Source organism: Prosthecobacter sp. GW821-HT29F12, assembly GCF_058803405.1.
In genome coordinates, this window is sequence record NZ_CM179517.1 from 363895 (window position 1) to 389382 (window position 25488).

Here is a 25488-nt window from a genome sequence, read left to right on the forward strand (position 1 = left end):
TTACGGCAGCTTGCCCTGGGCGCGGAAGGAGGCCGTGGTGCCTTTGACTTCCGGCCGGGGATTCGTCCATTCGTAACGGCTCAGGACGCGGTTCTTTTTGAAGTCTTCGATGAACTGAAACGCGAGCTGCGCATCCCGTGCTTCACCGCGGATGTCGATCTCCTTGCCCTTCACTTCAAACTTGCGAATGACGATGCCGCTGCCCGGCATGATGCGGTTGATCTCACCCAGCAGAAACAGCGGATACCGCTGCGGCTCGATGGCCGGAGCCAGTACTTTCCAGCGTTCATTCGCCTTGCGCACCGCCGCCGCCGGCTCGCTCGTGACCTCCACCTCTTCGGCCAGTTTCTCTGCACGCTTTTCTTGAAAATGCAGGTAAGCAAAGCCGAGGAATGCCAGCGATGCATACAGCATGCCACCCAGCACAAGCGCACGGATGAGCTTGGAGCGCTGGGTGCTCGAGCTGATCGCCGTCCGCACCCCTGAGGGCAGCATCTTCGTCCAGGTGCGGGTTTCCAAAGCGCCATTGGGCGGCAGGTCAGCGAGCACCCGCACCGGCAGGTCCAAAATGGAACTCAGTCGCGTGGTGAGACCCTTGTCAAAATTCGCTCCCACCAGCGCCACCCCGTCAATCGTGTTGGGTCCGAGCTCGGACTCCAAGGTCAGCCGGGCCAGGGTGATCTCCAGCGTCAGCACATCTTCCGCAGCCGGTGCCTTGGCAAAAATGTGACTGTGATACAGCTTCCCCTGATGACTGGCCGCCAGCACCAGATCTCCCTGTTCTTCAATGATGACAATATGTCCGGCAGGCAGCTGCGCCAGCCTCAGCGCGGCGGTGTAGTCGCTGGCGTGGGAGGCGGCCAGCGCTTCCGGGAACGGTTCCGCCAGGATGTCCACACTCACGATGGCCAGCCCGCCGTTCTGGCCCAGCAGATGCCACCGGTAGTTTCTGCCCACGGCATCCTGCTCCAGCTTGAAGCCTCGGCGTTCCAGCTGGGTGGAAATGATCTGCTCCAGCAGCTCCGCGTCCGTCTGCGGCAGGATCAGCCCGATCGTCCGGCATGCCGAGGCAGGCAGCCCGATCAGCAGGGGTTTGCTCACATGCTTCGCCTCGGCCGGGCTTTCCACCGTCTCAGCACTGGAGGTCGCGCGCGGCTTCCACACACGCCAGGAGGCATCAGGGGCGGGGAGGAGCAGGGTAGTGGCGGCGAGTGACATTCGTGAAGGGCTGGGTAGAACGCGCGATCGCGTGGGAAGTTGCGTGATTGAATGACGATTATCGAATGTCCGGTGATGCTCTGGTTGTCGAGTCCGTTTTACTCCTCAATCCTTCCGAGATAGGTCACTGCCCCCGTCGTCTGATCGCGCCGGGTCACGAGGATGATTTTCGAGCGCTTCGTCCCCACCCAGCCGATGCTGGTGATGCGCCGCAGCGTCGTGTCGCTGTCATTGACGATGCCGCTCACAGCGTTCAGCCGGTCCCCGTTGAGGCCGAGAATCTGGTAAGCCTCCGGCGCACGGATGCGGCGGTCGTCCTCCGTCCCGGGAATGCCATCCCCGCCATCGCGTTCGCTGATGAAGCGCTGCACGTCGTTTTCGGATGCTCCGGTGATGGCCAGCAGCACATCCTTGAAAACCGTGCGCAGGTCGATCTGTCCCTCTCCATAGATGCTGAAGAAATTACGCCAGTCCGGCTTTTTGCGGTCCACGGCATCCATGCCACGCACCAGGATCATTTCCTCCACGCGGATGAAGCCCCGGTTGCGCGGCGCGTCATAAATCCCCAGGCTCTTGTAATACTCCGCCTCCGCACCGTTGGCGCGCTGGGTGTTGTCATTGTCCACCCAGTCCGCCAGTGAATCCGCCGCAACACCGGCGTCTTCCGCATTGAGCTGCCAGTAGATGAAGAGATTGTAGATCGCCTCGCGCAACCGTTCATCCGTGATGTAGTTGATCGGAATGCGCGCGCCTTCGTAGTTGATCACCACGTCGAAGCCGCTGTCCGGCCCCACCTTCTGCTTCATCACAATGTCCCCCCGCCGCGTGCTGGGGTGCAAACCCACGGCGATGCCGCTTTCCGCAAGATGCAGGGCGCGGAAATCATACGCCGCCTGTTTGGATTCCTCCGCGCTGTAAGTGATGTATTCCACCACCCCCATGACCGTGACGGACATGAGCAGGATGGCCCAGATCATGAGCATGAGCGCTGAGCCCTGTGCTGAAGCCGGACGAGCGCTGCAAAATGTTGCATGAACAGGTGTCCTCATGGCCCGGCACCTCCTCCGCCGCCAGGAGGCCCGCCCCCGCCACCGGGAGGTCCGCCACCACCAGGAGGCCCACCGCCCGGAAAGCCGCCGCCACCAGGAGGTCCACCGCCTGGCCCACCAGGACCTCCACGACCGCCGCCGCCGCCTGGTCCTCCTCCTGGCCCTCCGCCGCCAGGGCCTCCACGTCCGCCGCCTGGACCGCCTTGACCATTGTTCCCACCCGTGCCGCCCTGCTGATTGTTGTTGTTGTTATTATTGCCGTTGTTGTTGCCATTGTTGGCCGGTGCTCTCCCCGCGACCAGCGTCAGTACTGGCAGGCTGAAAACCATGCGCACTGGCAGCGTCCGGTTCTTCATCACCAGCTGGCCTTCGATGAGGTCCGGCCATTTCGACTTGCTCCATTCTTCATACCACGTCTCCTCCTTCTCCACATAGAAGCGCCATTTGAACGACACCACATCCGGCAGCAGCGGCATCCAGTACCGCCCCTCTGTGTCCGGCGCATAGATTCCCGTCGTCGACTGTTGAATGCCAGACTTCATGTCCCCGGTCTGCGGGATCAAATCCTCACGCGACAGGCTCAGGTAGTTCAGCGGTTTTTGGTTGTCGTCCACCACCGCATCCGGGTAGGGCCGCAGGCTCAGGATGGTGTCCTTGGAAGTGATGGGATTGTTCCCAAAAGGAAAGCAGTCTGGCGAGCCGGTGATCGTCAGTTCCTGAATCACCGGGTCCGTGCCCTGCACCAGTTTAAGCGCCAGCGTGGCAGTGCTCGGCAGCGTGGCAAACATGCGCCGGCACAGTTCAATGTACCGGTTCATGGAATCGCTCTCACGCTGGATGTGCTCGATCTCCGATGCCCCGCGCACCGAGCCGCGGATGATCGCAAACAACGTGGCCGTGATCATCGACAGGATCGTGATGCCGATCACCACCTCGATCAGTGTGAAGGCGGAACGCCGTCTAGGGCTGGGCGGGCTTGTAAACATAGACGTCGAGGGTATCCTCCTGCGGCACACCGTCAAAAGACGAGGTTGCGTGGATGGTGAGTTTGTACATGTCGCTCAAGATGCCGCCACTGGTGGTCTTCAGCGACAGCGCCTCCGTGCTGGTCGTGTAGGTGATGCCGTAGGTCGTGTCCGAGATGGTGGTGCTCATCTTGGCCAGCGGCTTGTTTCGCAGCTCTTCGAAAACATTGCGCATGCCGATGCGGATGATCTGGTCACGCTTCAGCAGATTCGCCGTCTCCAGCGCCTGGTTCAGCGACTTCGCCAGCCCCAGCACGGCGATGGCAAAAATCGTCAGCGCCAGCACCAGCTCAAAGAGAATGTAGCCACGCGAAACCGGGCGCTGGCGGCGATGGAAAGTCGCATTCATCGCAGATCGACGGTTTCCTTCACAATGTCCGCCGTCAGTGCCGCAAACTCCACGTCAAACGTCGAGGACGGCCCTTCCACATGAATCTTCAGCGGCTGGCAGACGCCGCTGGGCTGAAACACCCACAGCTTCACCATCTCTCCCTCGATCGGCGTCGGCTCAGCATCATACCAGTGCTGGATCTGGTACTTCACCTCTTTCGGCAGCTCGTATTTTTCAGACCAGTATTCATCATACTTCGGTGCCGGCGGGGCCAGCGGCAGTTCGGTGGTCTTGTTGGAGCGGCCACCATTGTCGATATCCGTTTTATCACCTTCCTCGATCGTGCTCTCCACGGCCGGTGCCGCTTCGCCAGCCGCAAGAAATTCGTTCAGTTCCGTGAGCTGCAGGTACGGATTGAAATAGCGGGACGCCGTGAATCCCGTGGCATGGAAGGCCACCTGGTAGGGGCGCTTCTCCTGCATCGCGCGCATCCGCGCCTCACGCGCCAGCTTGAGCAGCGCCGTGACCGGCTCCCGTGCCAGTCGCTCATCCTGGAAGCCTTTCAGCATCGGCACCGTCGCCGCTGCCAGCACAGCGACGATGGTTAAAGCGATGACGATTTCGACCAGCGTGAACGCCCGTGCACTTGCCACCTCATGCCGGACGAAGCTGCCTTGACGGAGGGTGAGGGCATCACTCGCGTCATGGCTGGTCTTCGTGCTTCGGCATGCAGGTTTCATGGGTCATTTCGCCGCCGACTTCTTCCAGTTGCCGAGGTCGTCTTCGTCACCATCGATCCCGTTCGGGCCAGCCGTCCAGAGGTCATAGGGCTTCTTGGATTTCTGGGCTGGGAAACGGTACTTGTAAGGCAGGCCCCATGGGTCTTTGGGCAGCTCTTCCATAAAGGCTCGGTAGTTTTCAGGGATCGGCTCCAGCGTCGGCTTTTCCACCAGCGCCATCAGCCCCTGCTCGGTCGTCGGCATGCGCAGCGCACGGGATTCATAAGATTGCAGCGCCAGCCCGATGGCCTGCAAATCGCTGTCCACGCGTGTGTCCTTGGCGGAGTCGATCTGGCCTTTGAGCAGGTAAATCGAGCCGGAGGCCAGAATGGCGATGATGGTCAGCGTGATCACGATTTCGATCAGCGTGAAGGCGGCGGCGGCAGGGAGTGTTTTGGGGTTCGATGTGCGGATTTTCATGACGGGACGATTGAACAGGATTTATGGAGAAATGAACAGGAGGAAATGAAGTTGGTTGCGCCGGCTTTAGCCGCCACCACGGATGCCCGTGACGCTTTGGGCGATGGCTGCAACGATGGAATACGCCACCGTGCCGACCATCACGGCCATCACGATCAGGATGATCGGCGTGATCATCGAGGTCATGCGTTTGATACGCTTGTCGAGCTCCTTGTCGTAACGGATGGCGCATTTTTCCATCGATTTGCCAAGCTGCCCCGTCTGCTCGCCCACGGCGATCATGTCTGCCAGCAGCAGCGGAAAGCTGCCGACCTTGCGCAGCGTGTTGGAAAGCGGGGCACCTTCTGAGACCATGCTGGTGACCTTGGCCAGCAGCGACTGGATGAAGACGTTCGCAGAAATCTTGGAAACGAGGCGGATGCTGTTCAGCAGCGGCACTCCATTGGTGATCAGATTGCCCAGCGAATGCGCGAACTGCGCGTAAAAGCGCATGCTCATGATGGCGCCGAACAGCGGGAGCTTGAGCTTCGTTTCGTCCCACCACATCCGGCCCGCCGGGCTGGAAATGTACCCCCGGAATGTCAGCACACCTGCCGTGATGGCGGCTGCGATGGCCCACCACCACTGGCCCATGAATTGATTGAAACTGATCAGCAGCTGCGTGGCCGCCGGGAGCTTCTGCCCGTTCTTGCCCATCAAGTCCATGATTTGCGGCACCATGAAGGTCATGAACACCACCATAAGCACGATACACGCGCCGATCAGGAACGCCGGATAGATCATCGCCTGCGTCACCTTGGCCTGCAGTTCGGCCATCACCGCCAAATTGTTGGCCAGCCGCCGCAGAATGCTTGGCAGCGAGCCGCTCACTTCGCCAGCCGCAGCCAGATTGCAGTAAAGATCGTCAAAGCTTGGTGAAGCCTTCCTCAGCGCCTTGGCCACCGATGAGCCCTCGCGCAGTTCGTTCCGCATCGTGCTGGCAATGATGCGCAGCGCTCCCGACTCCTGCCGTTCCTGCATCACTCGAAATGCCTGGTCGATCTGCAGGCCTCCATCCAGCAGATCCGCGAGTTCTTCCGTGAACAAGATAAGCTGGGCGCGCTTCAGCTTCACAGGGCCTCCGGCTGCTGCCGCCGTGATTTTCGCTTTCGCCGCATCAGACTTTTCATCCTGCGTCACCTTCACCGGCGTCAGTGCCTGCGCCTCAATTTTTCGAAATGCCTCCGCACGCGAACCGACCGTGACGGATCCCGTGACGGTCTGGCCGGTGGTGGTGAGGGCGGTGTAGGTGAAGGCGGGCATCTTAAGGAGATTGGCGGCTGTTAAGCTGGCGGCGTATCCAGCGCGGACTGCGTCGGCAGTCGAGAACGGCGTAAACTTTCACAGTCTCGCTGTTGATTCGATAATAAAAAGCATGGGGGAAACGTCGTGCGGGGCAGAAATGAAAGCCATGACGCTTGCGATGAACCCCGCCGCATCCGGCCAGTTCCAGAATCTCCTCACGGATTTGGGTCAGGAAATACTCTCCCATCCCAGGATCTTGATCTTCATAAAACCAGAATCCATTCAGCAAATCACGCTCCGCGCTGTCCTCAATTCTTACGACCATGAGCGATCTGGGCACGGATTCGGTCAAAGGTTTCATCCACACCACGCCAGACGGCTTCGCCTCGCTCCTCGCGTTCCAGACGTTCGCGCAGAACGTCCGCATGCCAGTCTGGTGAGCGAGCCTCATCGTCCATGCTGCCGCTTAGATCTTCCCATAGCGCTTGGAACAGGTCCCACTTCTGAGGGCCAGTCAGGCGTTCCAAAGGAATCTCAATGGGCGGATTGGCTGCGAGTGTCATGGTCAAAGGATATTCATGGGACGGTACTTCGCAACACTACTCAGTCGCCGCCGTCACGGTCATCACTTCCTCAATCGTCGTCACCCCTTGCGAAGCCTTCCGGAATCCATACTGCCGCATGGGCACCATGCCGTCCTTCAGCGCCTGCGCCTTGAGTTCCATGGTGTTGGCGCGTTTGTTGATCTTGTCCTGCAGGGCTTCCGTCATGAGGCAGATTTCCATGATCGCCAGACGTCCGGTGAAACCGGTGTTGCGGCAGGCGCGGCAGCCCACGGGATTGAACAGCTTGTCTTTCCATTCCAGCGGGAACCCAATGCTGCGCAGGTGGCTTTCTTCGTGATGAGCGGGCTGCTTGCACAATCCGCACAGCGTACGTACCAGACGCTGGGCCTGGAAGGCCCGCACCGAGGACGAAATCATGAACGGCTCGATGCCCATGTCGATCAGACGGGAGATGCCGCTGACGGCGTCGTTGGTGTGGAGCGTGGAGAAAACCAAGTGACCTGTCAAAGCGCCGCGGATGGCGATCTCAACCGTTTCCTGGTCGCGCATTTCCCCCACCATGATCACGTTGGGGTCACCACGGAGAATGCTTCGCAGCCCGGCGGCAAAAGTGAGGTCGATTTCCGGCTTCACCGCGATCTGGATGATGCCGTCGAGCTTGTTTTCCACCGGGTCTTCAATGGTGACAATCCGGCGCTCTTTCGTGTTGAGCTCCTTGAGGAATGTATAGAGCGTGGACGATTTGCCGGACCCCGTCGGACCGGTGACAAGGATAATGCCGTTAGGTGCCGCCAGCAGCTTGCGGATGGTGGCCTCGGTGGCGGGATCCAGCCCGATGGACTGGAGGTCAAATTTTTTGCGCGTCAGCAGGCGGAGCGCCACGGATTCACCATTCACGCTCGGGATGGTGGCCACACGCACGTCGATGGGTTCGCCATCGAGTTCGAGGTTGATGCGTCCGTCTTGGGGCAGGCGCCGTTCGGCGATGTCGAGGTGCGCCATGATTTTCAGGCGCGAAATAAGCGAGGCCTGCAGCAGTCGCATGTTCGGCGGCACAGGAACTTCCAGCAGCTTGCCATCCACCCGGTAGCGGATGCGCAGATCGCGTTCCAGAGGCTCCACATGAATGTCCGTGGCGCGTTCCTTGAGGGCTTCACGGAAGATCTGGTTCACAAAGTTGAGCACCGTGGCCTCTTCATCCGCCTCGTCCAGCACCGTGGTTTCCTGCTTGAGATCATCATGCTCGTCGCCGCCTTCACGGCCTTCCAGCAGTTCTTCAAAGTTTTCTGCCCCGACGCCGTAGCCTTGGTGCAGGGCTTCGAGGATGCGGTGGCGCGGGGCGATCTGCCAGTGTACGCGTTTGCGCAGTTCCTGGCCCACCGCCTGACGTGCGCTGAGGTCGAACGGGTTGTAGGTCAGGATCGTCGCCTCACCACTGGCCACATGCAGCGGGCAGATGCGGTGGCGCAGGGCCAGTTTGGCAGGGAAGTTGTTGCGCAGTCCTTCAGCCGCTTCGCCGACGCCTTCTTCGGCATACGGCATGCCCAGACCGGTCGCGAGCTGGGCAAAGAATCGGTCTTCATCCACCATGCTGCTGTCCACCACGGCATCCATGAGCGGCTGTCGGTTGTCGGAGGCCACCTCGAGGGCATGGCGCAGCCGGGTGGGTTCTTCGCATCCAGCGCTGGCGGCGGTACGTACGAGGACGTCGATCAAAGTAGGGGTGGGCATGTGGGGCGATACAACGCCGCAACGAGGGCAAAGTTTCGCGTTCTCTGCAACAGGATCATCCACAAAGAAAAACGGTGGAGTGAGGGCAATCATGTGCTACATGCGCAGCCTCTATGAATTCGCCCTTCCCCATCCTCCGCCGGTCCTTGCAGGCGCTCGCCTATGCCGGACTCGCGCTCGCTCTCAGCAACTGTGCCGCCGTGAAAACTGGAGGTCATTCCTCCCTGAGTTATGACCCCGTGACCAAACCGGTGAAAAATCCTTCGAATGTGCGGGTCAAGCTCAGCACCGGCGCCCAGCGCGTCTATGTGATGGAAGGCAACGAAGTGCTCCTCGCCACCCCATGCTCCGTTGGCACCGCCAGCGCTCCGACCCCCCAGGGCAACTTCACCATCTACAGCAAAGTGGCCAATCGCCGCCGTGCCAGCAGCCCTGGCGCCGGTTATCCCATGACCTTCTGGATGGAGTTCAAGTCTGCCTACGGTATGCACTGGGGCTGGGTGAAGCCTTATCCCTGCACCCACGGTTGCGTCCGTCTGCCGATCAAGGCTGCACAGAAGATTTTCAGCATGGTCAAGAGTGGAACTCCGCTCAACATCGCCTCATCCCAGCCTGAAGACGCCACCATTGGCAAAACTCTCCCAGTGCTTGATGATAGCAAGCTCGCCGACCCGCCTGATTCGTATATGAATAGTAACAAGGTCTTCGAAGACGCCGCCAAGGGCAAAATGTACTATTGATTTAACTGATTCCATCTCATGTCTGCACCCGCCCCAGCCGCCCGCCGTGTGAATGTTCGCACCCCGGAGGTCATGGAGCGTGTGCAGGCCGAGGTGGAGACTCATTATCGCAGCCATATTGTCGAGCAAATCCGCGCCAAAGGCAGCGTGATTCAGATCGGCAGCACCACGGTGCGTCTGGCCCGGGATTTCGGCTTCTGCTACGGCGTTGAACGCGCCATCGACCTGGCCTACGCAGCTCGCAAAGTCTTTGCCGACCGTCGCGTCTTTCTGCTGGGTGAAATTATCCACAATCAGGAGGTCAACCGCCAGCTCACCGAAATGGGCGTGGTCAGCATTCCCAATGTCGACCATGAGGCCATGGTCGCCACCATGACGGCTGAAGACGTCGTGATCGTGCCAGCCTTCGGCGCGGAAACAGGCCTCATGAAGCTGATAGCAGCCCGCGGCTGCATGGTGGTCGATACCACCTGCGGCGATGTCATGAGCGTCTGGAAGCGTGTCCGGCAGTATGCCAAGACCGGCTTCACCTCCATCATTCACGGCAAAGCCAGCCACGAGGAAACCCGAGCCACCTCCTCCCGTGCCATGGGCGACGACGGCATGGGCAACTACCTTGTGGTGCTCACCTTGGCCGATGTCGATTACGTCTGTGACTACATCCGCAACGGCGGTGACAAAGAAGCCTTCATGAAGCGCTTCCCGGCCACTGCTCATTCTGACGGCTTCGACCCCGATCTGCACCTCACCCGCATCGGTGTGGCCAATCAGACCACCATGCTCAAATCGGAGACCGAGGAAGTTCAGCGTCGCCTGCGTCAGGCCGTTTTGGACCGCCACGGCCCCGAAGCCGGAGTTACCAATTTCCAGGTCTTCGACACCATCTGCGGTGCCACGCAGGAGCGGCAGGACTCCCTCTTTGGCCTGCTCAAGCAGCCCTTGGACGTGCTCCTCGTCGTCGGCGGCTACAACAGTTCCAACACCACGCACCTCGTCGAAATCGGCGAGCAGCAGCTCCCCACCTTCTTCATCCGCACTGCGGACTGCCTCAAATCACTGGAGCAGATCGTCCATTTTGACCTTCACCTCAAAGCCGAGAAGGAAAGCTACTCCACCAAGCTAGCTGGAGATGGCCCGGTGACCGTCGGCATCACAGCCGGCGCTTCCTGCCCCAACAATCTCATCGAGGACACCGTGCTGCGCGTGTTTGGGCTGCGCGGGGTCGATGAGGCCGCTGTCCGTGCCGCTTTAGATTTGAACTGACATGCAGCACACTCCGACCATTGAAACCCGCGAAGAGGTGATGTTTTTCGACACCGACTGCGGTGGTGTCGTCCATAACATCGCCTACCTCCGCATGATCGAAACGGCGCGCACCCGCCTTGCCGGACTGATGGGCATGAAGCTGCGCGACATGGCCCATACCCACCTTTTCCCCGTGGTTGTCCGCACCGAGATCGACTATAAAAAGCCCGCGAAGCTCGGCGATGAGCTGATCATTCACGGCAAACTCGAAACCGTCGAACGCGTGCGCTTCTGGTGCTCCTTCGAAATGCGCCGCGCTGAAGACAACGCCCTCCTCATCACCTGCCGCCAGTCACTGGCCCTCGTGCAAATGCCCGAGGGCAGGCCCGCGCGCCTTCCAGACGACTGGAAAACGAAATACGCGCACCTGGCAAAAGCAAAGTAGCCCAGTTGCGCCGCAACTGGTCCGACAGGAGAGGTTCATACTGATCCCTCCACGCTCCGCCCCTTCCACCGCTCCAAATGAGGGATCAACCTGATCCCTCCTCCTTGCAGCCATGCCTCAGCGCCCGCTGACACCAGCAGGTTTCTTCGCCTTCTTCTCGGCCTTGGGCTTCGCTTCACGCGGCGGGAACTCCCAGCTCATGATGCGCTTCTCACCGGGCGTGCAGACCAGGAAGGTGCTGAACGGGCGGCCACGTTTGGAAATCATGCCCGTGATCAGCGAGGTCTTGCCATCGACGAAGAACTCACGCGCATTCTCTGGCGTGATGTCCTTCTGGCACAGCTTCTTCGGCAGACGTGCGTTGCACTTGGAAGTCTCCGTGGCGTTGATTTTGCACTGATAGGCGTCCGCCGTTTCGTAGATCTTTTCTCCCTTGCGGCCTTTCTTGGCGCACACCGGGCAGTCGGCGATCACCGGGCACTCGTCCCAGTTGATGCTGTCAGGATCTGAACCGTCGCCAAAGACAAAGGCGATCTTCATGTCGTCCTTGATCTGCAGTGCCGCGCTGAATTCCTTGCCCTTCTTGCTGCGGAAGCCTTCCAGCGGACCGAGGAAGCGTGTTTCGATCAGCGTGCGAATTTCATCCTCGCTGAGCGCACGGCTCGCCACGGTCTTGAACACACGCACCTTGCACTTGGGATTCTTGCAGCCGTAGAACTCTTCCGTCTGCTTGTAGCCTTCCTTGCTGCCGCACACGCCGCAGGTGGCCGGGAAGTCAGGGAACACCTTGTCCTTGGCGGCTTTGGAATAAGCCTTGGTCTTTTCCACCACCTGCTTGGTCAGGTGCCGGATGTCCCGCATGAAACTCGCACGGTCCAGTTCCCGATGCTCCATCTGGCGCAGCTTGTACTCCCACTGGCCGGTCATTTCCGGTGAGCTGAGCGCATCAATGCCGATGGCGCTGATCTGATCAATCAGGGCCAGCCCTTTGGCTGTGACGTGGAAGTCCCTCTGCACACGCTCAATGTACCGGTCCATGATCAGACCTTCGATGATCGCTGCGCGCGTCGCAGGCGTTCCGAGACCACGCTCGCTCATCGCTTCCGCGAGTTCTTCGTCCTCCACCAGTTTCCCGGCGCCTTCCATCATGGACAGAATCGTGGCTTCCGTGAAGCGCGGTGGCGGCTTGGTCTGGTGTTCGTTCACCTCGACGTCCAGAGTCTCGGCCTTGTCGCCTGGATTCGCAGCCACCAGCAGCTTGGCGGCATCCTCGCCACCTTCAGCGGCTTCTTCAGCAGCCTTTTTGCCATAGACACCCAGCCAGCCCGGCTCCTTGAGCACCTTGCCGTTGCTCTGGAATGCGTCCTGTCCCACCCGCGTGATGCGCGTGGTCACTTCAAACTCGGCCGCAGGGAAAAACACCGCCACGAATCGGCGTGCCACCATGTCGAACAGCTTCTGCTCGGCTTCTGGAAGCTCCTTCGGCGGAATCTGCCCCGTGGGGATGATGGCAAAGTGGTCGCTGACCTTGCTGCTGTCGAAAATGCGTTTGTTGAGCTTCACCCACTTCTTGTCCAGCGCCGTGGCGGCATGCGTGCCCAGTTCATGCGGCAGTGCATCCTGTTTGCGACTGTCATGGCTGGCAAAAGTCTTCAGCGTGTCCGTCACCGTGCCGAGATAATCTTCCGGCAGGTGGCGTGAATCGGTACGAGGATAGGTCAGCACCTTGAACTTTTCATACAGCGCCTGCGCGATCTGCAGCGTGCGCCGTGCCGAAAAGCCGAAGCGGTTGCTCGCTTCTCGCTGAAGGCTCGTCAAATCATAGAGCAGGGGAGGGGCCTGACGCGTCGGCTTGGTGATCTGCTCAATGATCCCTGGCTTGCCTTTGCAGCGGTCGGCGATCGCCTGCGCGGTGCCCTGGTCCCAAAGACGCTCGGCTTTCTTGTGCTCGTCGTTCTCGTCCTTCTTAAAGCGCTCATCAATCCAGCGCCCAGAATACTGGCCGGCTTTCACTTCAAACAGCGCGATGGCCTCAAAATACGTCCGCGGTACAAAAGCAGCGATGTCACGCTCACGCTGCGCAAGAACAGACAGCGTCGGCGTCTGCACCCGGCCCACCGGCGTGAGGCGGAAGCCACCATGGCGCGAATTCAGCGCGGTCAGCGCACGGGTGCCATTGATGCCCACCAGCCAGTCGCTTTCGCTGCGGCACTTCGCCGCGTCCGCCAGCGGCAGCATCTGCTCGTTGGTGCGCAAATGCTTGTAGGCATCGAGAATCGAGCCCTGGGTCATGGACTGCATCCACAGACGTTGCACCGGCTTCTTGCAGCCGCTGGCGTCCATGATGTAACGGAAAATCAGCTCACCCTCACGCCCGGCATCGCAGGCATTGATCACGCTGTCCACGTCCTTGCGCTTCAGCAGCTTGGTCAGCAGCTTGTAGCGGTCCGCGCTTTGCTCGATGGGATTGAGCTCAAACTGCTCCGGCATGATCGGCAGGCTGGTGAAGCCCCAGCCGATCTTCTTGCCGTCCACCATGGGCATGCCGAGTTCCAGCAAATGGCCCACGGCCGAAGAGATCACGTGCGTGTCATTCTCATACCAGTCCTTCTCTTTGACGAAGGGCTTCATGCCGGGGGCTTTGGCAAGTGCGCGGGCAAGATCGGCTGCGACACTGGGCTTTTCGGCAATGATCAGGGCTTTGGGCATGTGCGTATGAACAGGTTATATCGGAAAATGGGCCTACTTAGGGCATGCTTTCACCCCGAATGTCAAGGTGCGCGCTCTTATAGACCGCAAATGGGTTACGCTGTTCAGCAGACTTCAGACTGCCTTTCATCTGCAAACAAACCCACACGATCCCGGTCTCCCGCTCATCGAATCAGCTTACCGCGCCGCCGATTTCGCTCCCGGTGCATCGTCCATGTGCATCAAAGATTCCGACCGATGCTTGGACGCCAGGTCTTTCATGCCAAGTTGTTCATACAGATCCGCCAGTTTGACGTGGCAGGACTTCTTGTCTCGGGCATTGGGCAGCGAACGCTCGAAATCACCCACGGCTTCTTTATACTTGCCCAGCTTGGCATACACATGGCCTCGGGTATCAAGGAAGAACGGATTGTTCGGCTCCCCCTTCAGCAGTTCATCGATCATCGCCAGCGCCTTCTCCAGTTCAGCGCGATCCGTGGAAACCGATGCAATGGCCATCGCCAGATTGTTGCCGATCACCTTAAATCCAGGATTGAGCGAACTGGCGAGCTCGAAATGCGACTTCGCAGACTCGCGGTTGCCCTGCTTCCAGTCCATCACCCCCAGGTAGTAATGCAGAAAGGATGAGGAGATCCCTCCGTTGCTCAGAATCCGTTCCACATAGCGCTGGCGCTCCGCAGGTTCACTGGTCAGCTCCTCACAGTCACCGAGGAATGCCATGATGAGATCCTGGCTTTCCGGGCTGATCTGGATGCCCTGTTCCAGCAGCTTCAGCACTTCCATGCGCTTGCCGGACGGCTGCTGCTTGAGGTATCGGCTCCAGGACAAATAAATGCCGCCGACAAGCTGCCGCTCTTCACGCGTTGGATTGCCATGGGTCGAGCCGATGATCCACTGCACCGCCTCCTCAAACTTCCGTTGCAGGCTCAGGCTCACGGCGATCGAAAAGCGCACCTCGGAGCCATTGGCAGCAGCCGATTTTGACATCCCCCGCAGAGCATTCTCCGCGTGATGGGCGAATTCGACTGCTGCCTCCTCCTGGCCGGAAAATTGCAGCGCTGTCGCCTTCATCAGCAGCAGGTCAGGACGTTTTTTCAGCTCCATCTTGTCCAAATGTGTCAGCACCGTCTGCCACCGCCGCTGTCCCGCGGCAAAGCGCGCCGCCAGTTCCCGCGCATCCTGGCTCGCAGGGTCGCTCAGCAGCGCTTTGTTGATGTGATCAAAAGCCGCCTGCACATCAGGATTCTTCTGCGCCAGCAAAATGGTGGCTTGGATCACGTGGGCCGGCGCATAGCCAGGTCCGTCTTTGGGCGCGATGCGCGCAAGCAGGCGCAGCGCGTCGCTCTCTCTCCCCATGCCACGAAGGGCCTTCGCCTCGATCAGGATGGCCCGCGAATTCTGCTCGCCATCCTGCATCAGCCGCATCGCCGCGAGGCGCGCTTCCACGAAATGTCCCTGATCAAGATGGCTTTGCGCTTCTCTCTCCAGCCGCAGCAAATGCTCGCGGCTGAAGTCGTCACGCGAGTTCAGCACCATGAACGCCAGCAGGATCAGCGTGAACAAAGCGGGCAGTCCCAGCAGCCCGTCCATGCGCTTGCGTTCCTCCAGCATGGAGTTGAGTCGATAACGTAAATCTTGAATGAAATGACCGGTCATTCGCTTTCCTTTCCTGCATGGGGGCTGTGGTTGACAAGAGCTTGGGCAAGGCGGTTGCGTGCTTCAGCGAGCAGTTCAGTCATCGCGCTCTGCACCTGGGTGTCGTTCTCCGGTTCGACCGACATGATCTGCAGCACATAAGTGTTCAGGACCGGACTCGGCTTGGACCAGCGTGAGAGCAGACGTTCGGCCATTCGATCCAGCGGCTGTTCACTCGTGAATGTCTGAGCCGTGCCATTTTCATCCAGCACACTCAGCCAAAGGTGGGCGCGGGCGAGCTCCGTCGGCTGGTTCATCTCCAGAAAGCGCACGGTCTTTTGTGTGTCTCCGGGCAGCGATCCATCCACTTGTTTCTGAAACTGCCAGCCCTGGCCGGAGTAGCAGAGGCGCGTGTCATGAAAGCCCAGGAATGGGAAGTTCACCGCCACAAATGCTTCCTGCTTGCCCTTGCGGTAGCGCCACACCTGGTTGCGCACCCCCAGATTCCCGATCATCGAATTTTCCACGGGCTGGTCACCTTCACGGACCCAGCCGGCAAGCACCTCTGGCAGTTGAAATTCGTCCGCTTCAGCCAGTGCCTTCGCTGTCACGGGAGCATTGGAATGACGGCTCAGTGCCAGAAGTTCAGGGCCAAGCAGCAGCGTCATGCCGATCACCGCCACCCCCAGGCTCAGGCTGCCAAACAGCCCGCTCACAGCGGCAGGAGCTGTGCTTGTCCCGTAAGCAGATGGGCGTTGTTTGCTCTGCGAGCTGTTCAAGGCGAAGTGCCAGCCATGGTCAGCGCTCCACACCAGCAGCAGATCCAGCAGAAAGAACAGCACTCCCACAGCCTCATGCGCAGCTCCTTGATCCAGTTCCAGTCTCCAGTAGTGCAGACCTCCGATCACCAGGCAGATGCGCAGCACATTCGATGCCACCGAGATCAGTCCCGCTGTCACCAGCAGCACCATCGCATGAATCCATGAACGGTTGTTGAAACTGCTGATGATCAAAGCCACGCACATCGCCACCATCAGGGTGTTCGTGCCGCTGCACGCATCATCCACAAAAAAGCGTTTCTCTGGTGTTGCGACGATCGTGCCCTGCACCACATGCAGCACCTGCATCGCATCCAGCCATCCCTGGCTCAGCCGCGCCGCCAGTCCGGCAAGCACCTGATGCACCTGCTGGTCCAGCATCATCGGCGGCGGGATGAAAAATAAAGAAAGCGCAGGCAGCGACCACGCAGGCGCTTCATGCACTGCGGGTTTTCCCTTGGCCACAGCCAGCGCTGCGGAGCTCACCACAAACGCCAGTCCCGCCATGAAAGGGGAGACCAGGACGAAAGCGGCGAGCGCCAGCAGCAGATGGCATGTGACGAGCCATTTGAAGGCCGTGGGATTTTGCGGAAACAAGACGGCCCGGAACATGCCGTCTCGTTTCGCCAGCCAGATCCACGCCAGCAGAGGCAGCGGAAAGAAATGACTGGCAGGATGTCGAATCCAGATCTCTTGCAGAGCAAAAACAAGGCAGACCACCGATGCGGCTGGCAGCAACCACAACGCACTGCTTTTTGCTGGGTTCCGGGAGTTCAAGAGAGCGGAAGGTAAAAGGTTGTTAAATCAGGCCAGAGCAGCAGCAGAGTTTTTCGTGCGGCGTTTGAAGGCAAAGCCCGCCATTCCCAGGATTCCGCCAAATCCCAGCAGGATGGAAGGTGGCTCAGGCACCGGTGCGATCGGGGCCGCAGTGTAAGTATAAGTGACCTGCAGATTGCCCGTGGTGCTGCCCGTGATGCTGGTCAGCCATGAGGTGGTGCTGCCAGAGCCCGATGCCGTCGGAGTCGCCCCGAACGTGTTGTCCAGGTAAAGAGGCACCGTTCCAGTTCCTTGGAACGCAGAGAAGTTTGCGTCTGCCGAAGTATAGCTGTCCGATTGCGTGAAACCGCTGAACGTGATGTTGTTGACGGTGTAGGACTGGCCGCTCGTCAGTGTCACGGTGCCACCGGCAGGTGTCACTGATTTGGATTTGGCCACTTCAGCGACCAGGTCACCAGAGGTGCCGATCGAAGGCACAAAACCGTCCACGGTGTTGGTGAAACTGATTCGGCTCACCGTGACCGTTCCAGTGTTCATGTTGGTGATCTCAGCCGTGGAGATGCTGGAGTTCACCGTCCAGTCCAGCGTGACGCCTGTCAGCGTCCCCAGAGCCGTGTTGAACTGGTTGAAGTAAAATTGGCTGCCACCAGTGATGGTGCCAAAATCGACGGTTTGTGAGATGACATCAGCCCTGCAGGTGAGAGCCGTTGAGAAGGTAAGTATGAGTAGAGCAGAGATTATTTTCATAACGGCCATACAATCGGCAAGAAGAAGAAAGAAACAAATCACGATTGGTAAGTGTAGCCTTATAGGTCGTTTACCGTGTCGACAGACGTTTTCTGCTCCGAGTTCGCTCGCTTTCCAAAGGCGATAAAATCAACGGTTTTGCCCAGAGAAATGCGCCTTTCCAAGCATGGCAATTTCCTGCCCGAAACCGCATCAGTTTTTTCCCTTGCTCTCGCGGCATCTAAAACCGCCAGTTCAAGTTTCTCCCCTCGGCTTTATTGCAAAAATATGCAGTGGTGTGGGGTCTTTAAACTTAACGAATAAAAGCCAAACCTTTAGCGGCATGGACAACTTGTGTTGTTTTTTTGAATCATCGATGAATCAGCTGCTTCGCCCCCTCTTTGAGCACCCAATGCACTCTGATAAAGCAGGCCTTACAGACCGTACCCGCCCTCATAGCTTGGTTGAAGAAACCAGCACGCCGCCTTCACATGTCGGGTGATGTTCCATGAGTCACACTGTCAGCCAGATGCAGTCGACGGTGCCGAATGAAGCGCCGTCTATGGCATGAATAGGAAACATTCTCTGCTGCCTTCCATCCGGTGAGGTGAAAAATCAGCACTGCCCTGAACCCCGCTCAAAGGACAAAACGCAATTGGGTTCTGCCACGCATGACATGGGATTGCGGATCGTGTCAGCCTGCTGCGTGTAGCGTTTTGCGAAACTGATTTCCTGAAAGCGAACGTGGAGACGCTCAGCAGCGGCTTGAGGACAATCCACCCCACCTTGCACTGGGCGCTCTCATCTCCAGCGCTGGTCGTGCCTTCTGTCCTCAGCCAGCCGCCGTCGGCCTGTCCTTTGCAGCTCGACGAAGGAAAGCCAAGAGGGAAGCCCATGATCCTCGACCAAGAAACAGCCTGCCAAACGCAGATGAGTTTTGCGAATCGCTATAAACCTCAACAGAGGTCGAAACCGGGCACCAAAGCTCCATCGAAATCCTGATGAGCCGTCATGGGTTTGCAGTCTGCTCGTTCAGATCCAGATTCTCACAGCTTCCAGAATGTTCGACACCCCCAGTTTGCCCAGAGCATTGCGCTTGTGGCTTGAGATCGTTTTCATGCTCAGACCCAGACGGCTGGCCACCTGGCTGGGCCGCAATCCTGAAACCAGCAGGTCGAGAACCTCTTCCTCTCGGAGGGAGAGGGCGTACTGCGAGGCCTCATCCTCCTCATGTAAACCTCCGGCCGGAGTGATGGATCTGGCCAGCACTGAGGCCAGCTCACTCGACATGTAAGGCACTCCTTCCAGCGCGGCTTGCAGTGCACGCTTCAATTCTTCCACGGACTCATTGCAGCCCAGGCACACGTTGGCACCCGCCTGCATCGCCGTTCTCGTGGTCACCGGCGCAGGCGGGCCGCAAATAAGCATCAAGTGCTTTCCTCCCGTCAGCGCGATCACGGATTTTAATGCCTCCAGCCCATGCTCCATGTCTCGTGGGTGGAATTCCATCATCAGCAGGCTCACCAGACCGAGTTGTGTGGCCTGCCTGACTTCTTCCACATTCGAAGCCTCGGTCGTTTTGCACTGAGGCAAAATTTTCTTCAGCAATAATTTCCAGCTCGAACGCGTGAACTCGCTCGGATGAAAAAGTACACAGTTGGGCATGTTCATGAGGGTAAAGACTCTTCATCTGCCATCATGCCCACGGCTGACTCCATGGGTGCAGATTCAGGTGAAAGTGGCTGGATGGCTCTCGGGTTGGTTGGGCTCATGTTCAGTTGGAATGCTTGAAAGTTTCCTGCCTGCCATGGGTGAAAAAAATCGTGACGCAGGGCGGCATGGGATAAGCGAGGGAAGGCAGGAATGTGCGGGGACTGAAGCAGGTTCGCATGGATGCGTTGTTCACGGTTGTCGGCCTGCCTCAGACCATTCGAAAAGCAATCACATACTATGACTTCCATGTTTCTTGGTCATTAAAGCCCACTCTTGTAATCGCCTAAGCGGAGGCTTAATAAACTGGGAGCCAAAGAATCACGTTAGGCTTCCCTATAAGTATTTATGAAAGTGGTGAATTTATAGCGAGTCGAGCATTTTCGACTTTTCGCGAAGGATTCTAAACTCCCATTAAACTATCCCTCATCCAGACGGGGTTTCTGTTTAAACGGTGGCTTAAAAAGAGTCTTGGGTTCAGCTAAAGAAATAAAACTTAATTTAGCGGCATTATAAGATATTCCATATAAATCTATCTACCATAGCAATCAGACTGATTGCTTTATTTTCAAATCACGGTGCTCATCAGCATCAACTCCTCTCAAAAATACAATGACTCCTGCTACTAAAAAAATCATGCTTGTTGATGACCACGCCATGTTCGCAGAGACGCTGGGTCAATATCTTCGGCTGATGTTTAAAGATTTTGAAATTGTGGTGGTTACAAGCGCGGAAAAAGCACGCGAACAGTCGTCAAGACATAACTTTGATGTCGCTCTGATTGATCTGGAGATGGCCGATTGCTCTGGCCTGACACTGCTGGCGGATTTTGCCGCCGCCATGCCTTCTCCTGCCTGCATCGTGGTCAGCATGCACATTCAAGCCCTCTGGATTGAACGTGCCTTGAAGGCCGGGGCATGCGGCTACGTTGCCAAGGATTCACCCCCGGGTGAGATCGTCACCGCCATCAACTACGCCCTCCGCGGAAAAAAATACCTCTCACGCAGTGTCGCGCAGTCCTTTGCTGAAAATGCCGTGAGACTTCCGGCGGGCGGCAAAGAACTGCACAAAGTGCTGAGCAGCCGTGAATTCGAAATTTTCCTCCAGCTCGCCCATGGCAAAAGTCTCAAAGCCATTTCCTTGGATCTCAGCCTTTCCGCCAAGACCGTCTCAGTTCATAAGCACAATATCTGGAAGAAGACAGGCATTGATTCTGGCGCGAAAATCGCCCGCTACTGCGTTGAGCACGGTCTGCTCGCCGGCGGCAGCCAGGCCTTCCAGGCCGCTTAAACTAACTAAGACTGTCCGCCGCATCTTTGATGCGGCGTAAAGTGCCAGCGTTGCTCTCAATGATAGCTTGAGAGTAACCTCTTGGTTTAAACGCACGAGCCTGGCCGCAAGGTCACAAGCAGCACTCTGCTTGAAGGACTGCACAAGAGTGGTGGGAAGTCCCTTGTCCGTCATTCATATCCCGGCATTGCGGGTTGAAGCACCGATAAGCCTCAAATGGAAACCCCCAGCACGGGTTCGTGCCACGGCGCCCAGGGCGCACGTGCACCCAAGCCCACAGCAGGTTGATCATTTTATAAAGTTATAATGGATCAGCAAGTGCAGCAAACACCTCGGCATTGCTGCAGCAAAAGTGGAAGCTCATTCCAAGTGAGGAGTATGAATGGGTTATGCGCCTAGCTACTCGCTAGAAGTATTTCAAACAAGGCCAGGAGCCTTTTAAATCATCGCGCCTTGATGGGAAGCAGATGGACCTTGCCCCACTCATCGCGGCCTGAAGGGCCGCAGGACTTAGCCTAGGGCGCAGCGGAGCAAGCTCTGGGTCATGCATGGCACCTCCTTCTCACCCAAGGTTGCTCCTCCCCTGAAGGGGGGGGGCGGGTGATCGCGCGCTAGTCCCAGCCTTGTCGCAGGCGTCGCATCATTGCCTCCCCAAGCTCGACCATCACATTCACCCTCGGGGCATCAATGCACAGGCACAAAAAAAACCGTGTGCTCATTTGGAAATGCGCACACGGCTCGCTGATTAAATGAAGAAGGTCTGTTCCCGTCGAATGGACACCTCTCTCAGCCCATTTTGTGCGGGGAGTTAAACCCACGTGACACAGGGCGCAGTGGCGCGGACTCCTCATTCTCACCCGCCTTGTAATACGACCGGTGGTAATAATAATCGTAGCTCCGCGTGCGCTGGGCGAGGCGGTTCAAAATCAGCCCGGTCAATGGTATGCCCGTTTGCTGCAGTTTGCGGATCGCCTCCTGAATGATGTCGGATGGAGTGCGGTTGCACCGGACCACCAGGAAAGTGCTGTCGGCCAGGCCGCCGAGTTCCAGCGTGTCGTTCACCGGGATCAACGGAGCGGTGTCGATCACGATGCGGTCAAAACCCGCCGCAAAAGCCATGTCCTTAAGCCGCTCAACGCCGCAGGTCGAAAGCAGTTCGGCAGGATTGGCCACACGTTTGCCAGCCGGCATGATGGCAAGATGGGCAATGCCACCGCTGAGGCAAACCTCCGCAAAAGAAGCCTCCTCAAGCAGCAGATCAATCACGCCCTTCCGACTGCTTGGAATGCCGAAAACCTGGGCCAGCTGGGAGCGCCGCAGATCCATGTCGATCAGCAGCGTGCGGTAGCCCTGGCTGGCCAGACTGACGGCCAGGTGCGTCGACACAAAGGTCTTGCCCTCATCGGGAATGGCGCTGACCACCATGTGGCAGGTCTGCGGGCCTTTCGCCATCCGTGCAATGATGGCCCGAAATTCACGAAAGCTTTCAGCGACCGCTTTGTGAGCTATCAGCGCAGGCGTCAGTCCCTGGGAGTAATCATGCTCTTTGGATCGCTGGTCTTTGCTGTCAGGATGCTGCGGAAGATTGGCGATCATGCCAAGAACCGGCACACGCAGTTTCTGGCGCGCATCCTCCACAGAGCGGATGGAGCGGTCTTGCATCACAATCAGACCGATGATGGCCAGACCAAGCATGAAACCACCGGCGGTGGAGCTGCCCACCACTTTTTTAGCGTTCGGTGAGACGGGCTCCCCGGGCACCATGGCCAGCTGATGCACCCAGATGGGAGGCGTTTCCATTCCCTTGGAAACATCCACCTGCTTGATGCGTGTCAGCACCGATTCATAGACCGCCTGGTCAGACTCCATCTCACGCTTGAGCACATTGTACTGCACCGCCAGCTGCTCCAGATCGAGTGCTTCTGACTCCTGCTTCTTGAGCTGCTCCTGCAGCCGGCGTTCCAGTTCACGGGCATGTTCACAGCTTGATTCCAGCATGTGCACCGCATCGGCAAGGATGGTGGTGAGCTGCTGTTCCTGATTGTTGATCACCGCCTGCACTGACTCATACTTGGGGTGTTTGGGTTTGTAACGCTCCGCCAGCAGGGCCAGGGCTGATTTTTGATTGCTGAGCTGAGTGAGAATTCCCGACACCTTGGGATGGCTCGCGATGGTTGGCAGGCTGAGCAGTTCATCACGGGGAAGCTTCTCCTCCTTGCAGGCCTTGAGCTGGGTTTCGAGCGTCAGGCGTTCTTTGGACTGATGGTTCAGTTCAGAACCGAGCTCTTTCAATTTCGTAAGCACGAGGTCCTTGCGCTCGTCCAGCGAGATGGCCTGGTTGGAGCGCTTGTAATCATGCATCGCTATCTCTGACTTGGTCAGCTTGTCCTGCAGGCGCTGCCCTTCGGCCACCAAGGCCTGCACGGCTCCCTGCATGGTCTTGCTCTTCTGACTTTCCAGCTCTGCCACCAGGCTCAGCACCGCTTGGTTCGACAAAGACGCCACCTGTTCCGGATCGGCCCCGGTCACATTGAAGTCGATCAACCGCGTGTCTTTGCGCAGACTGATCCGGACCATGGAACTCACGGTGGAAATCGCATTTTCCCGGGCTTCTTTGGAATTGTTGGGATGCCCGCCTGAGAACCCGGCCAGCCGGGTCAGATTCAGTTCGGTAACCACACGTCCGATGACCTCACGGCTTTTCGCGGCCTGGATAAGAGTGTTGACGGATTTCTCATCCCCGAGCCCGGGCGTGCTCATGCTGTTCAGGCCCAGCAGGGAATTCTGCTCGGAACCAAACTGTGCGACGCTGACGGCTTCATACACCGGCTTTTGGCGCTTGAAGTAGGCATAGCCAAGAATCAGTCCAAACAGGGCCAGCGTGATGGGAATCCAGCTGTGACGGCGTACTCCGTCCACCAGCTGCGCCGGATTCATGAATGACTGTGGTGCTTCAGCGTCTGGTCCCAGACGTTGCGGCATCACGAGAGGTGATTGGTGCAGGGATAGGGGGGCTGTTTGCATAATATTAAAAGAAGCTTTCAGGCACGGTGATGACGTCATCCTCACGGACATAAAACATCATGGTTTGATTTCCGGACGCCATGCTCTGGACATCCACTTTGAAAATTCTCTCCTGGCCTTCCACCACGCGCTTCACGAGCACCTTCTTGAGATTGGCGATTCGTGTCGGACCGCCGGCCAGTCCCAGCACCTGAAGGATGGTCAGGTTTTTTTCCGCCTGCAGCTCATGCGAGCCTGGCCGCTGCACCTGGCCCAGAATGGTGATGCGCTGCACGGAAAACTGGGAAATGAACAGATTCACCTCCGGATGCACCAGGTAGTCCTTCCGGTACTCCGCCTCGATCAGCCTCGCGGCCGCCGTCTGGCTCAGCCCCTGGATCTTCACGGCACCGATCAACGGGCATTGAATCGTCCCATCATTCCGCACTCTGCCGCCTGCGGTCAGCTCAGGCTCATCGAACACGGAAACCTGAACCATGTCGCCTTCGCGAATCTGGTAGTCGGGTGGTACAATGCTCTTTTGTGAGGATTGAGTGGATGGGGCGCTGGATGGAAATGCGCCCTGTTGTTGTGCGTTCAGTGCCGGGCTTGCAGCAGCACAGCACAGCGCCAGGCAGAGGCCACGCAGGCAGCCGTTGCCAAGAATGAATGAGAGATGCTTGTGTGTGATCATAGAAGTTGAAGTGTTTGCGCTTACCAGGAACCCGTGATGCCGGCCCCGACGAGATCACGCGCAAATGGCTGTGATCCGACCCCGGTGGAATCGTTCGTGGTGTGCTGATAGAAAACCTCCAGCGACAGATGGCGCTGCAGTGCGTACTTGATCCAGGGCCGTGCGAATCGGACATGATCTTTACGTGTGCTCGACACTCCGGCCAGATAGGAATGATAGGCGGAAAAATCGTAGCCGAAGTCAGCGCCGACGGTGACCTTGCTGCCCAGCTGCTGCTGGACGCCCATCTGCATACCTTCAGACTGAAAGTACTGCCCGCCCAGAGAAGGGGAGTTTTGCGCCCGTGCATACAGGTTGGCATACAGGGTCGTTTTGGGGCTCGCTGCATACTTGAACCCCAGCGTGCCCAGAGGCAGCGTGGCATCACCCGCAGATGTCGTGTGGAGTACGTGCACCCCGCCGGAACCCGTGAGCGAAAGCTTTTTGGATGCCTCATACTCCAGGCGCCCGAGGTAATCCTGACCGGTCTGGTTGCCCGTCCTGTCCACCTCTTGAAGCATTTCATTGAACTGAAGGCCCAGCCGGAAGCGGGGGGAAAAGGAGTAGTCCGCAAACACGCCGAATCGATACGTGGTGGATGAGATCAGTGCATCATAGTGCGTCCGCTGAAGCTGTCCGTTGAGGCCCACGCGCACCTTTTCAGAAACTTCATACATGACCTGCAATTGCGGGGAGAACTGCACTCGCGATGCCTGTCCGCCCACGTCAAGATCACCGCCGGTCACTTGATGAAAGAGCCCCGAAAGCTTGAACGAAGTTTTCTTCATGCGGTAGGCCAGTGACAGCCGCAGGAAATGGTTCAGCGAGTCTTGCTGGCTGTACTTGTCGTAGAAATTGAACTGTGCGTTGTAGTCCGCCAGCACTTGCAGCTTGGCCTGCTCATCTCCGTAGGAGTATTGAAAACCCGGGCTGACGCTGTACATCATGTCGCTCTGAACATTGCTGTTTCGCAGAAACACATTCGAATCGTAGCGCCACGTGCCGGAGGTGAACACCCGCAGCTTCCAGTTCTTCAGCAGCTTCATCTGGTAGTTCATGAACTCATCCAGAAAGACATCCTCGGAGTCATTCTCATCGAGGGTGTCGAGCACCTTTTCAGAGGCTGGTGAAGCGAGCGACGCCTGGGTGCCGGCGGCTGCATCACGCAGTGTCTCCTGGCCTTCAGCTTTCACGGCGTGCAGCATCATGCTGCACACAAGCAGTGCGGCTGAAAGTCGAAGGGATGTTGTTTTT

The 25488-nt window shown here is 58.2% G+C and carries 23 protein-coding genes; 5 read left to right on the top strand and 18 right to left on the bottom strand.

The genetic code is table 11. From position 1 onward, the window contains the following. From AC3RLQ_RS01435 to AC3RLQ_RS01480, 10 genes are all read right to left on the bottom strand, one after another. Window positions 1-1218 carry a hypothetical protein gene (locus AC3RLQ_RS01435; RefSeq protein ID WP_493033642.1) on the bottom strand — a complete coding sequence of 406 codons (1218 nt, stop codon included), beginning with the start codon at window positions 1216-1218 and terminating at the stop codon, window positions 1-3. Window positions 1219-1316: 98 nt separating this feature from the next. Beyond that, entirely contained in the window at window positions 1317-2195 is an 879-nt protein-coding gene (locus tag AC3RLQ_RS01440) for a hypothetical protein (protein WP_422319768.1), read from the bottom strand. A gap of 68 nt (window positions 2196-2263) precedes the next feature. Continuing rightward, window positions 2264-3253 (bottom strand): type II secretion system protein, encoded by a 990-nt coding sequence (locus AC3RLQ_RS01445; protein ID WP_493033644.1) that lies wholly within the window; start codon window positions 3251-3253, stop codon window positions 2264-2266. Further along, the gene (locus AC3RLQ_RS01450; RefSeq protein WP_493033646.1) at window positions 3228-3641 is read right to left on the bottom strand and encodes a type IV pilus modification PilV family protein; all 414 of its coding nucleotides are present in this window, start codon (window positions 3639-3641) and stop codon (window positions 3228-3230) included. Before AC3RLQ_RS01450 ends, AC3RLQ_RS01445 begins: the two co-directional genes overlap by 26 nt. Next, window positions 3638-4363 (bottom strand): pilus assembly FimT family protein, encoded by a 726-nt coding sequence (locus AC3RLQ_RS01455; protein ID WP_493033648.1) that lies wholly within the window; start codon window positions 4361-4363, stop codon window positions 3638-3640. Before AC3RLQ_RS01455 ends, AC3RLQ_RS01450 begins: the two co-directional genes overlap by 4 nt. Window positions 4364-4366: 3 nt before the next feature. Next, entirely contained in the window at window positions 4367-4822 is a 456-nt protein-coding gene (gene gspG / locus AC3RLQ_RS01460; protein ID WP_493033650.1) for a type II secretion system major pseudopilin GspG, read from the bottom strand. Between the two features lie 66 nt (window positions 4823-4888). Then, window positions 4889-6124: a type II secretion system F family protein gene (locus AC3RLQ_RS01465; RefSeq protein WP_493033652.1), complete on the bottom strand. Its 1236-nt coding sequence runs from the start codon at window positions 6122-6124 to the stop codon at window positions 4889-4891. Window position 6125: 1 nt separating this feature from the next. Then, a complete protein-coding gene (locus AC3RLQ_RS01470; RefSeq protein ID WP_493033654.1) occupies window positions 6126-6458 on the bottom strand; it encodes a type II toxin-antitoxin system RelE/ParE family toxin in 333 nt (110 codons plus the stop codon). Further along, window positions 6415-6669 (bottom strand): addiction module protein, encoded by a 255-nt coding sequence (locus AC3RLQ_RS01475; protein WP_493033656.1) that lies wholly within the window; start codon window positions 6667-6669, stop codon window positions 6415-6417. The genes AC3RLQ_RS01470 and AC3RLQ_RS01475 overlap by 44 nt, the downstream gene beginning before the upstream one ends. Before the next feature lie 36 nt (window positions 6670-6705). After that, window positions 6706-8403 (bottom strand): GspE/PulE family protein, encoded by a 1698-nt coding sequence (locus tag AC3RLQ_RS01480; RefSeq protein WP_493033658.1) that lies wholly within the window; start codon window positions 8401-8403, stop codon window positions 6706-6708. Window positions 8404-8516: 113 nt separating this feature from the next. On the opposite strand from AC3RLQ_RS01480, the gene AC3RLQ_RS01485 reads away from it, so the two are divergent. From AC3RLQ_RS01485 to AC3RLQ_RS01495, 3 genes are read left to right on the top strand one after another with little or no spacing between them, the layout of a single operon-like run. Then, a complete protein-coding gene (locus tag AC3RLQ_RS01485) occupies window positions 8517-9143 on the top strand; it encodes a L,D-transpeptidase (protein ID WP_493033660.1) in 627 nt (208 codons plus the stop codon). A gap of 18 nt (window positions 9144-9161) precedes the next feature. Next, a complete protein-coding gene (locus AC3RLQ_RS01490; RefSeq protein ID WP_493033662.1) occupies window positions 9162-10406 on the top strand; it encodes a 4-hydroxy-3-methylbut-2-enyl diphosphate reductase in 1245 nt (414 codons plus the stop codon). Between the two features lies 1 nt (window position 10407). After that, window positions 10408-10833 carry an acyl-CoA thioesterase gene (locus tag AC3RLQ_RS01495; protein ID WP_493033664.1) on the top strand — a complete coding sequence of 142 codons (426 nt, stop codon included), beginning with the start codon at window positions 10408-10410 and terminating at the stop codon, window positions 10831-10833. Window positions 10834-10950: 117 nt separating this feature from the next. Here the strand turns inward: AC3RLQ_RS01495 and AC3RLQ_RS01500 are convergent, their stop codons facing one another. From AC3RLQ_RS01500 to AC3RLQ_RS01515, 4 genes are all read right to left on the bottom strand, one after another. After that, window positions 10951-13542, bottom strand: coding sequence for a DNA topoisomerase III (locus AC3RLQ_RS01500; protein WP_493033666.1), 2592 nt, complete (start codon window positions 13540-13542; stop codon window positions 10951-10953). A gap of 177 nt (window positions 13543-13719) precedes the next feature. After that, window positions 13720-15153 (bottom strand): tetratricopeptide repeat protein, encoded by a 1434-nt coding sequence (locus AC3RLQ_RS01505; protein ID WP_493033668.1) that lies wholly within the window; start codon window positions 15151-15153, stop codon window positions 13720-13722. Between the two features lie 41 nt (window positions 15154-15194). Further along, window positions 15195-16715: an exosortase U gene (xrtU, locus tag AC3RLQ_RS01510; RefSeq protein ID WP_493038804.1), complete on the bottom strand. Its 1521-nt coding sequence runs from the start codon at window positions 16713-16715 to the stop codon at window positions 15195-15197. 84 nt (window positions 16716-16799) lie between these two features. Beyond that, the gene (locus AC3RLQ_RS01515; protein ID WP_493033670.1) at window positions 16800-17519 is read right to left on the bottom strand and encodes a choice-of-anchor E domain-containing protein; all 720 of its coding nucleotides are present in this window, start codon (window positions 17517-17519) and stop codon (window positions 16800-16802) included. Between the two features lie 166 nt (window positions 17520-17685). Between AC3RLQ_RS01515 and AC3RLQ_RS01520 the strand changes: the two genes are divergently transcribed. Further along, window positions 17686-18000, top strand: coding sequence for a hypothetical protein (locus AC3RLQ_RS01520; RefSeq protein ID WP_493033672.1), 315 nt, complete (start codon window positions 17686-17688; stop codon window positions 17998-18000). Window positions 18001-18530: 530 nt separating this feature from the next. Here the strand turns inward: AC3RLQ_RS01520 and AC3RLQ_RS01525 are convergent. After that, on the bottom strand, window positions 18531-19169 hold the full coding sequence (locus AC3RLQ_RS01525) for a response regulator transcription factor (protein WP_493033674.1): 639 nt from the start codon (window positions 19167-19169) through the stop codon (window positions 18531-18533). A gap of 675 nt (window positions 19170-19844) precedes the next feature. Between AC3RLQ_RS01525 and AC3RLQ_RS01530 the strand changes: the two genes are divergently transcribed. Beyond that, the gene (locus AC3RLQ_RS01530; protein WP_493033676.1) at window positions 19845-20498 is read left to right on the top strand and encodes a response regulator; all 654 of its coding nucleotides are present in this window, start codon (window positions 19845-19847) and stop codon (window positions 20496-20498) included. 786 nt (window positions 20499-21284) lie between these two features. On the opposite strand, the gene AC3RLQ_RS01535 is transcribed toward AC3RLQ_RS01530, so the two are convergent. From AC3RLQ_RS01535 to AC3RLQ_RS01545, 3 genes are all read right to left on the bottom strand, one after another. Continuing rightward, a complete protein-coding gene (locus AC3RLQ_RS01535) occupies window positions 21285-23435 on the bottom strand; it encodes a GumC family protein (RefSeq protein WP_493033678.1) in 2151 nt (716 codons plus the stop codon). Window positions 23436-23526: 91 nt separating this feature from the next. Next, window positions 23527-24195 (bottom strand): polysaccharide biosynthesis/export family protein, encoded by a 669-nt coding sequence (locus AC3RLQ_RS01540; RefSeq protein ID WP_493033680.1) that lies wholly within the window; start codon window positions 24193-24195, stop codon window positions 23527-23529. Between the two features lie 20 nt (window positions 24196-24215). After that, window positions 24216-25442, bottom strand: coding sequence for an outer membrane beta-barrel protein (locus AC3RLQ_RS01545; RefSeq protein ID WP_493033682.1), 1227 nt, complete (start codon window positions 25440-25442; stop codon window positions 24216-24218). Between the last annotated feature and the right edge of the window lie 46 nt (window positions 25443-25488).

Excerpts from the sequence above, each read along its gene's own strand:
- AC3RLQ_RS01435 (WP_493033642.1), bottom strand. The coding sequence starts at position 1,218 with ATGTCACTCGCCGCCACTACCCTGCTCCTCCCCGCCCCTGATGCCTCC.
- AC3RLQ_RS01440 (WP_422319768.1), bottom strand. The coding sequence starts at position 2,195 with ATGATCTGGGCCATCCTGCTCATGTCCGTCACGGTCATGGGGGTGGTG.
- AC3RLQ_RS01445 (WP_493033644.1), bottom strand. The coding sequence starts at position 3,253 with ATGTTTACAAGCCCGCCCAGCCCTAGACGGCGTTCCGCCTTCACACTG.
- AC3RLQ_RS01450 (WP_493033646.1), bottom strand. The coding sequence starts at position 3,641 with ATGAATGCGACTTTCCATCGCCGCCAGCGCCCGGTTTCGCGTGGCTAC.
- AC3RLQ_RS01455 (WP_493033648.1), bottom strand. The coding sequence starts at position 4,363 with ATGAAACCTGCATGCCGAAGCACGAAGACCAGCCATGACGCGAGTGAT.
- gspG (WP_493033650.1), bottom strand. The coding sequence starts at position 4,822 with ATGAAAATCCGCACATCGAACCCCAAAACACTCCCTGCCGCCGCCGCC.
- AC3RLQ_RS01465 (WP_493033652.1), bottom strand. The coding sequence starts at position 6,124 with ATGCCCGCCTTCACCTACACCGCCCTCACCACCACCGGCCAGACCGTC.
- AC3RLQ_RS01475 (WP_493033656.1), bottom strand. The coding sequence starts at position 6,669 with ATGACACTCGCAGCCAATCCGCCCATTGAGATTCCTTTGGAACGCCTG.
- AC3RLQ_RS01480 (WP_493033658.1), bottom strand. The coding sequence starts at position 8,403 with ATGCCCACCCCTACTTTGATCGACGTCCTCGTACGTACCGCCGCCAGC.
- AC3RLQ_RS01485 (WP_493033660.1), top strand. The coding sequence starts at position 8,517 with ATGAATTCGCCCTTCCCCATCCTCCGCCGGTCCTTGCAGGCGCTCGCC.
- AC3RLQ_RS01490 (WP_493033662.1), top strand. The coding sequence starts at position 9,162 with ATGTCTGCACCCGCCCCAGCCGCCCGCCGTGTGAATGTTCGCACCCCG.
- AC3RLQ_RS01495 (WP_493033664.1), top strand. The coding sequence starts at position 10,408 with ATGCAGCACACTCCGACCATTGAAACCCGCGAAGAGGTGATGTTTTTC.
- AC3RLQ_RS01500 (WP_493033666.1), bottom strand. The coding sequence starts at position 13,542 with ATGCCCAAAGCCCTGATCATTGCCGAAAAGCCCAGTGTCGCAGCCGAT.
- AC3RLQ_RS01505 (WP_493033668.1), bottom strand. The coding sequence starts at position 15,153 with ATGCTGGAGGAACGCAAGCGCATGGACGGGCTGCTGGGACTGCCCGCT.
- AC3RLQ_RS01515 (WP_493033670.1), bottom strand. The coding sequence starts at position 17,519 with ATGAAAATAATCTCTGCTCTACTCATACTTACCTTCTCAACGGCTCTC.
- AC3RLQ_RS01520 (WP_493033672.1), top strand. The coding sequence starts at position 17,686 with ATGGCAATTTCCTGCCCGAAACCGCATCAGTTTTTTCCCTTGCTCTCG.
- AC3RLQ_RS01525 (WP_493033674.1), bottom strand. The coding sequence starts at position 19,169 with ATGAACATGCCCAACTGTGTACTTTTTCATCCGAGCGAGTTCACGCGT.
- AC3RLQ_RS01530 (WP_493033676.1), top strand. The coding sequence starts at position 19,845 with ATGCTTGTTGATGACCACGCCATGTTCGCAGAGACGCTGGGTCAATAT.
- AC3RLQ_RS01535 (WP_493033678.1), bottom strand. The coding sequence starts at position 23,435 with ATGAATCCGGCGCAGCTGGTGGACGGAGTACGCCGTCACAGCTGGATT.
- AC3RLQ_RS01540 (WP_493033680.1), bottom strand. The coding sequence starts at position 24,195 with ATGATCACACACAAGCATCTCTCATTCATTCTTGGCAACGGCTGCCTG.
- AC3RLQ_RS01545 (WP_493033682.1), bottom strand. The coding sequence starts at position 25,442 with ATGATGCTGCACGCCGTGAAAGCTGAAGGCCAGGAGACACTGCGTGAT.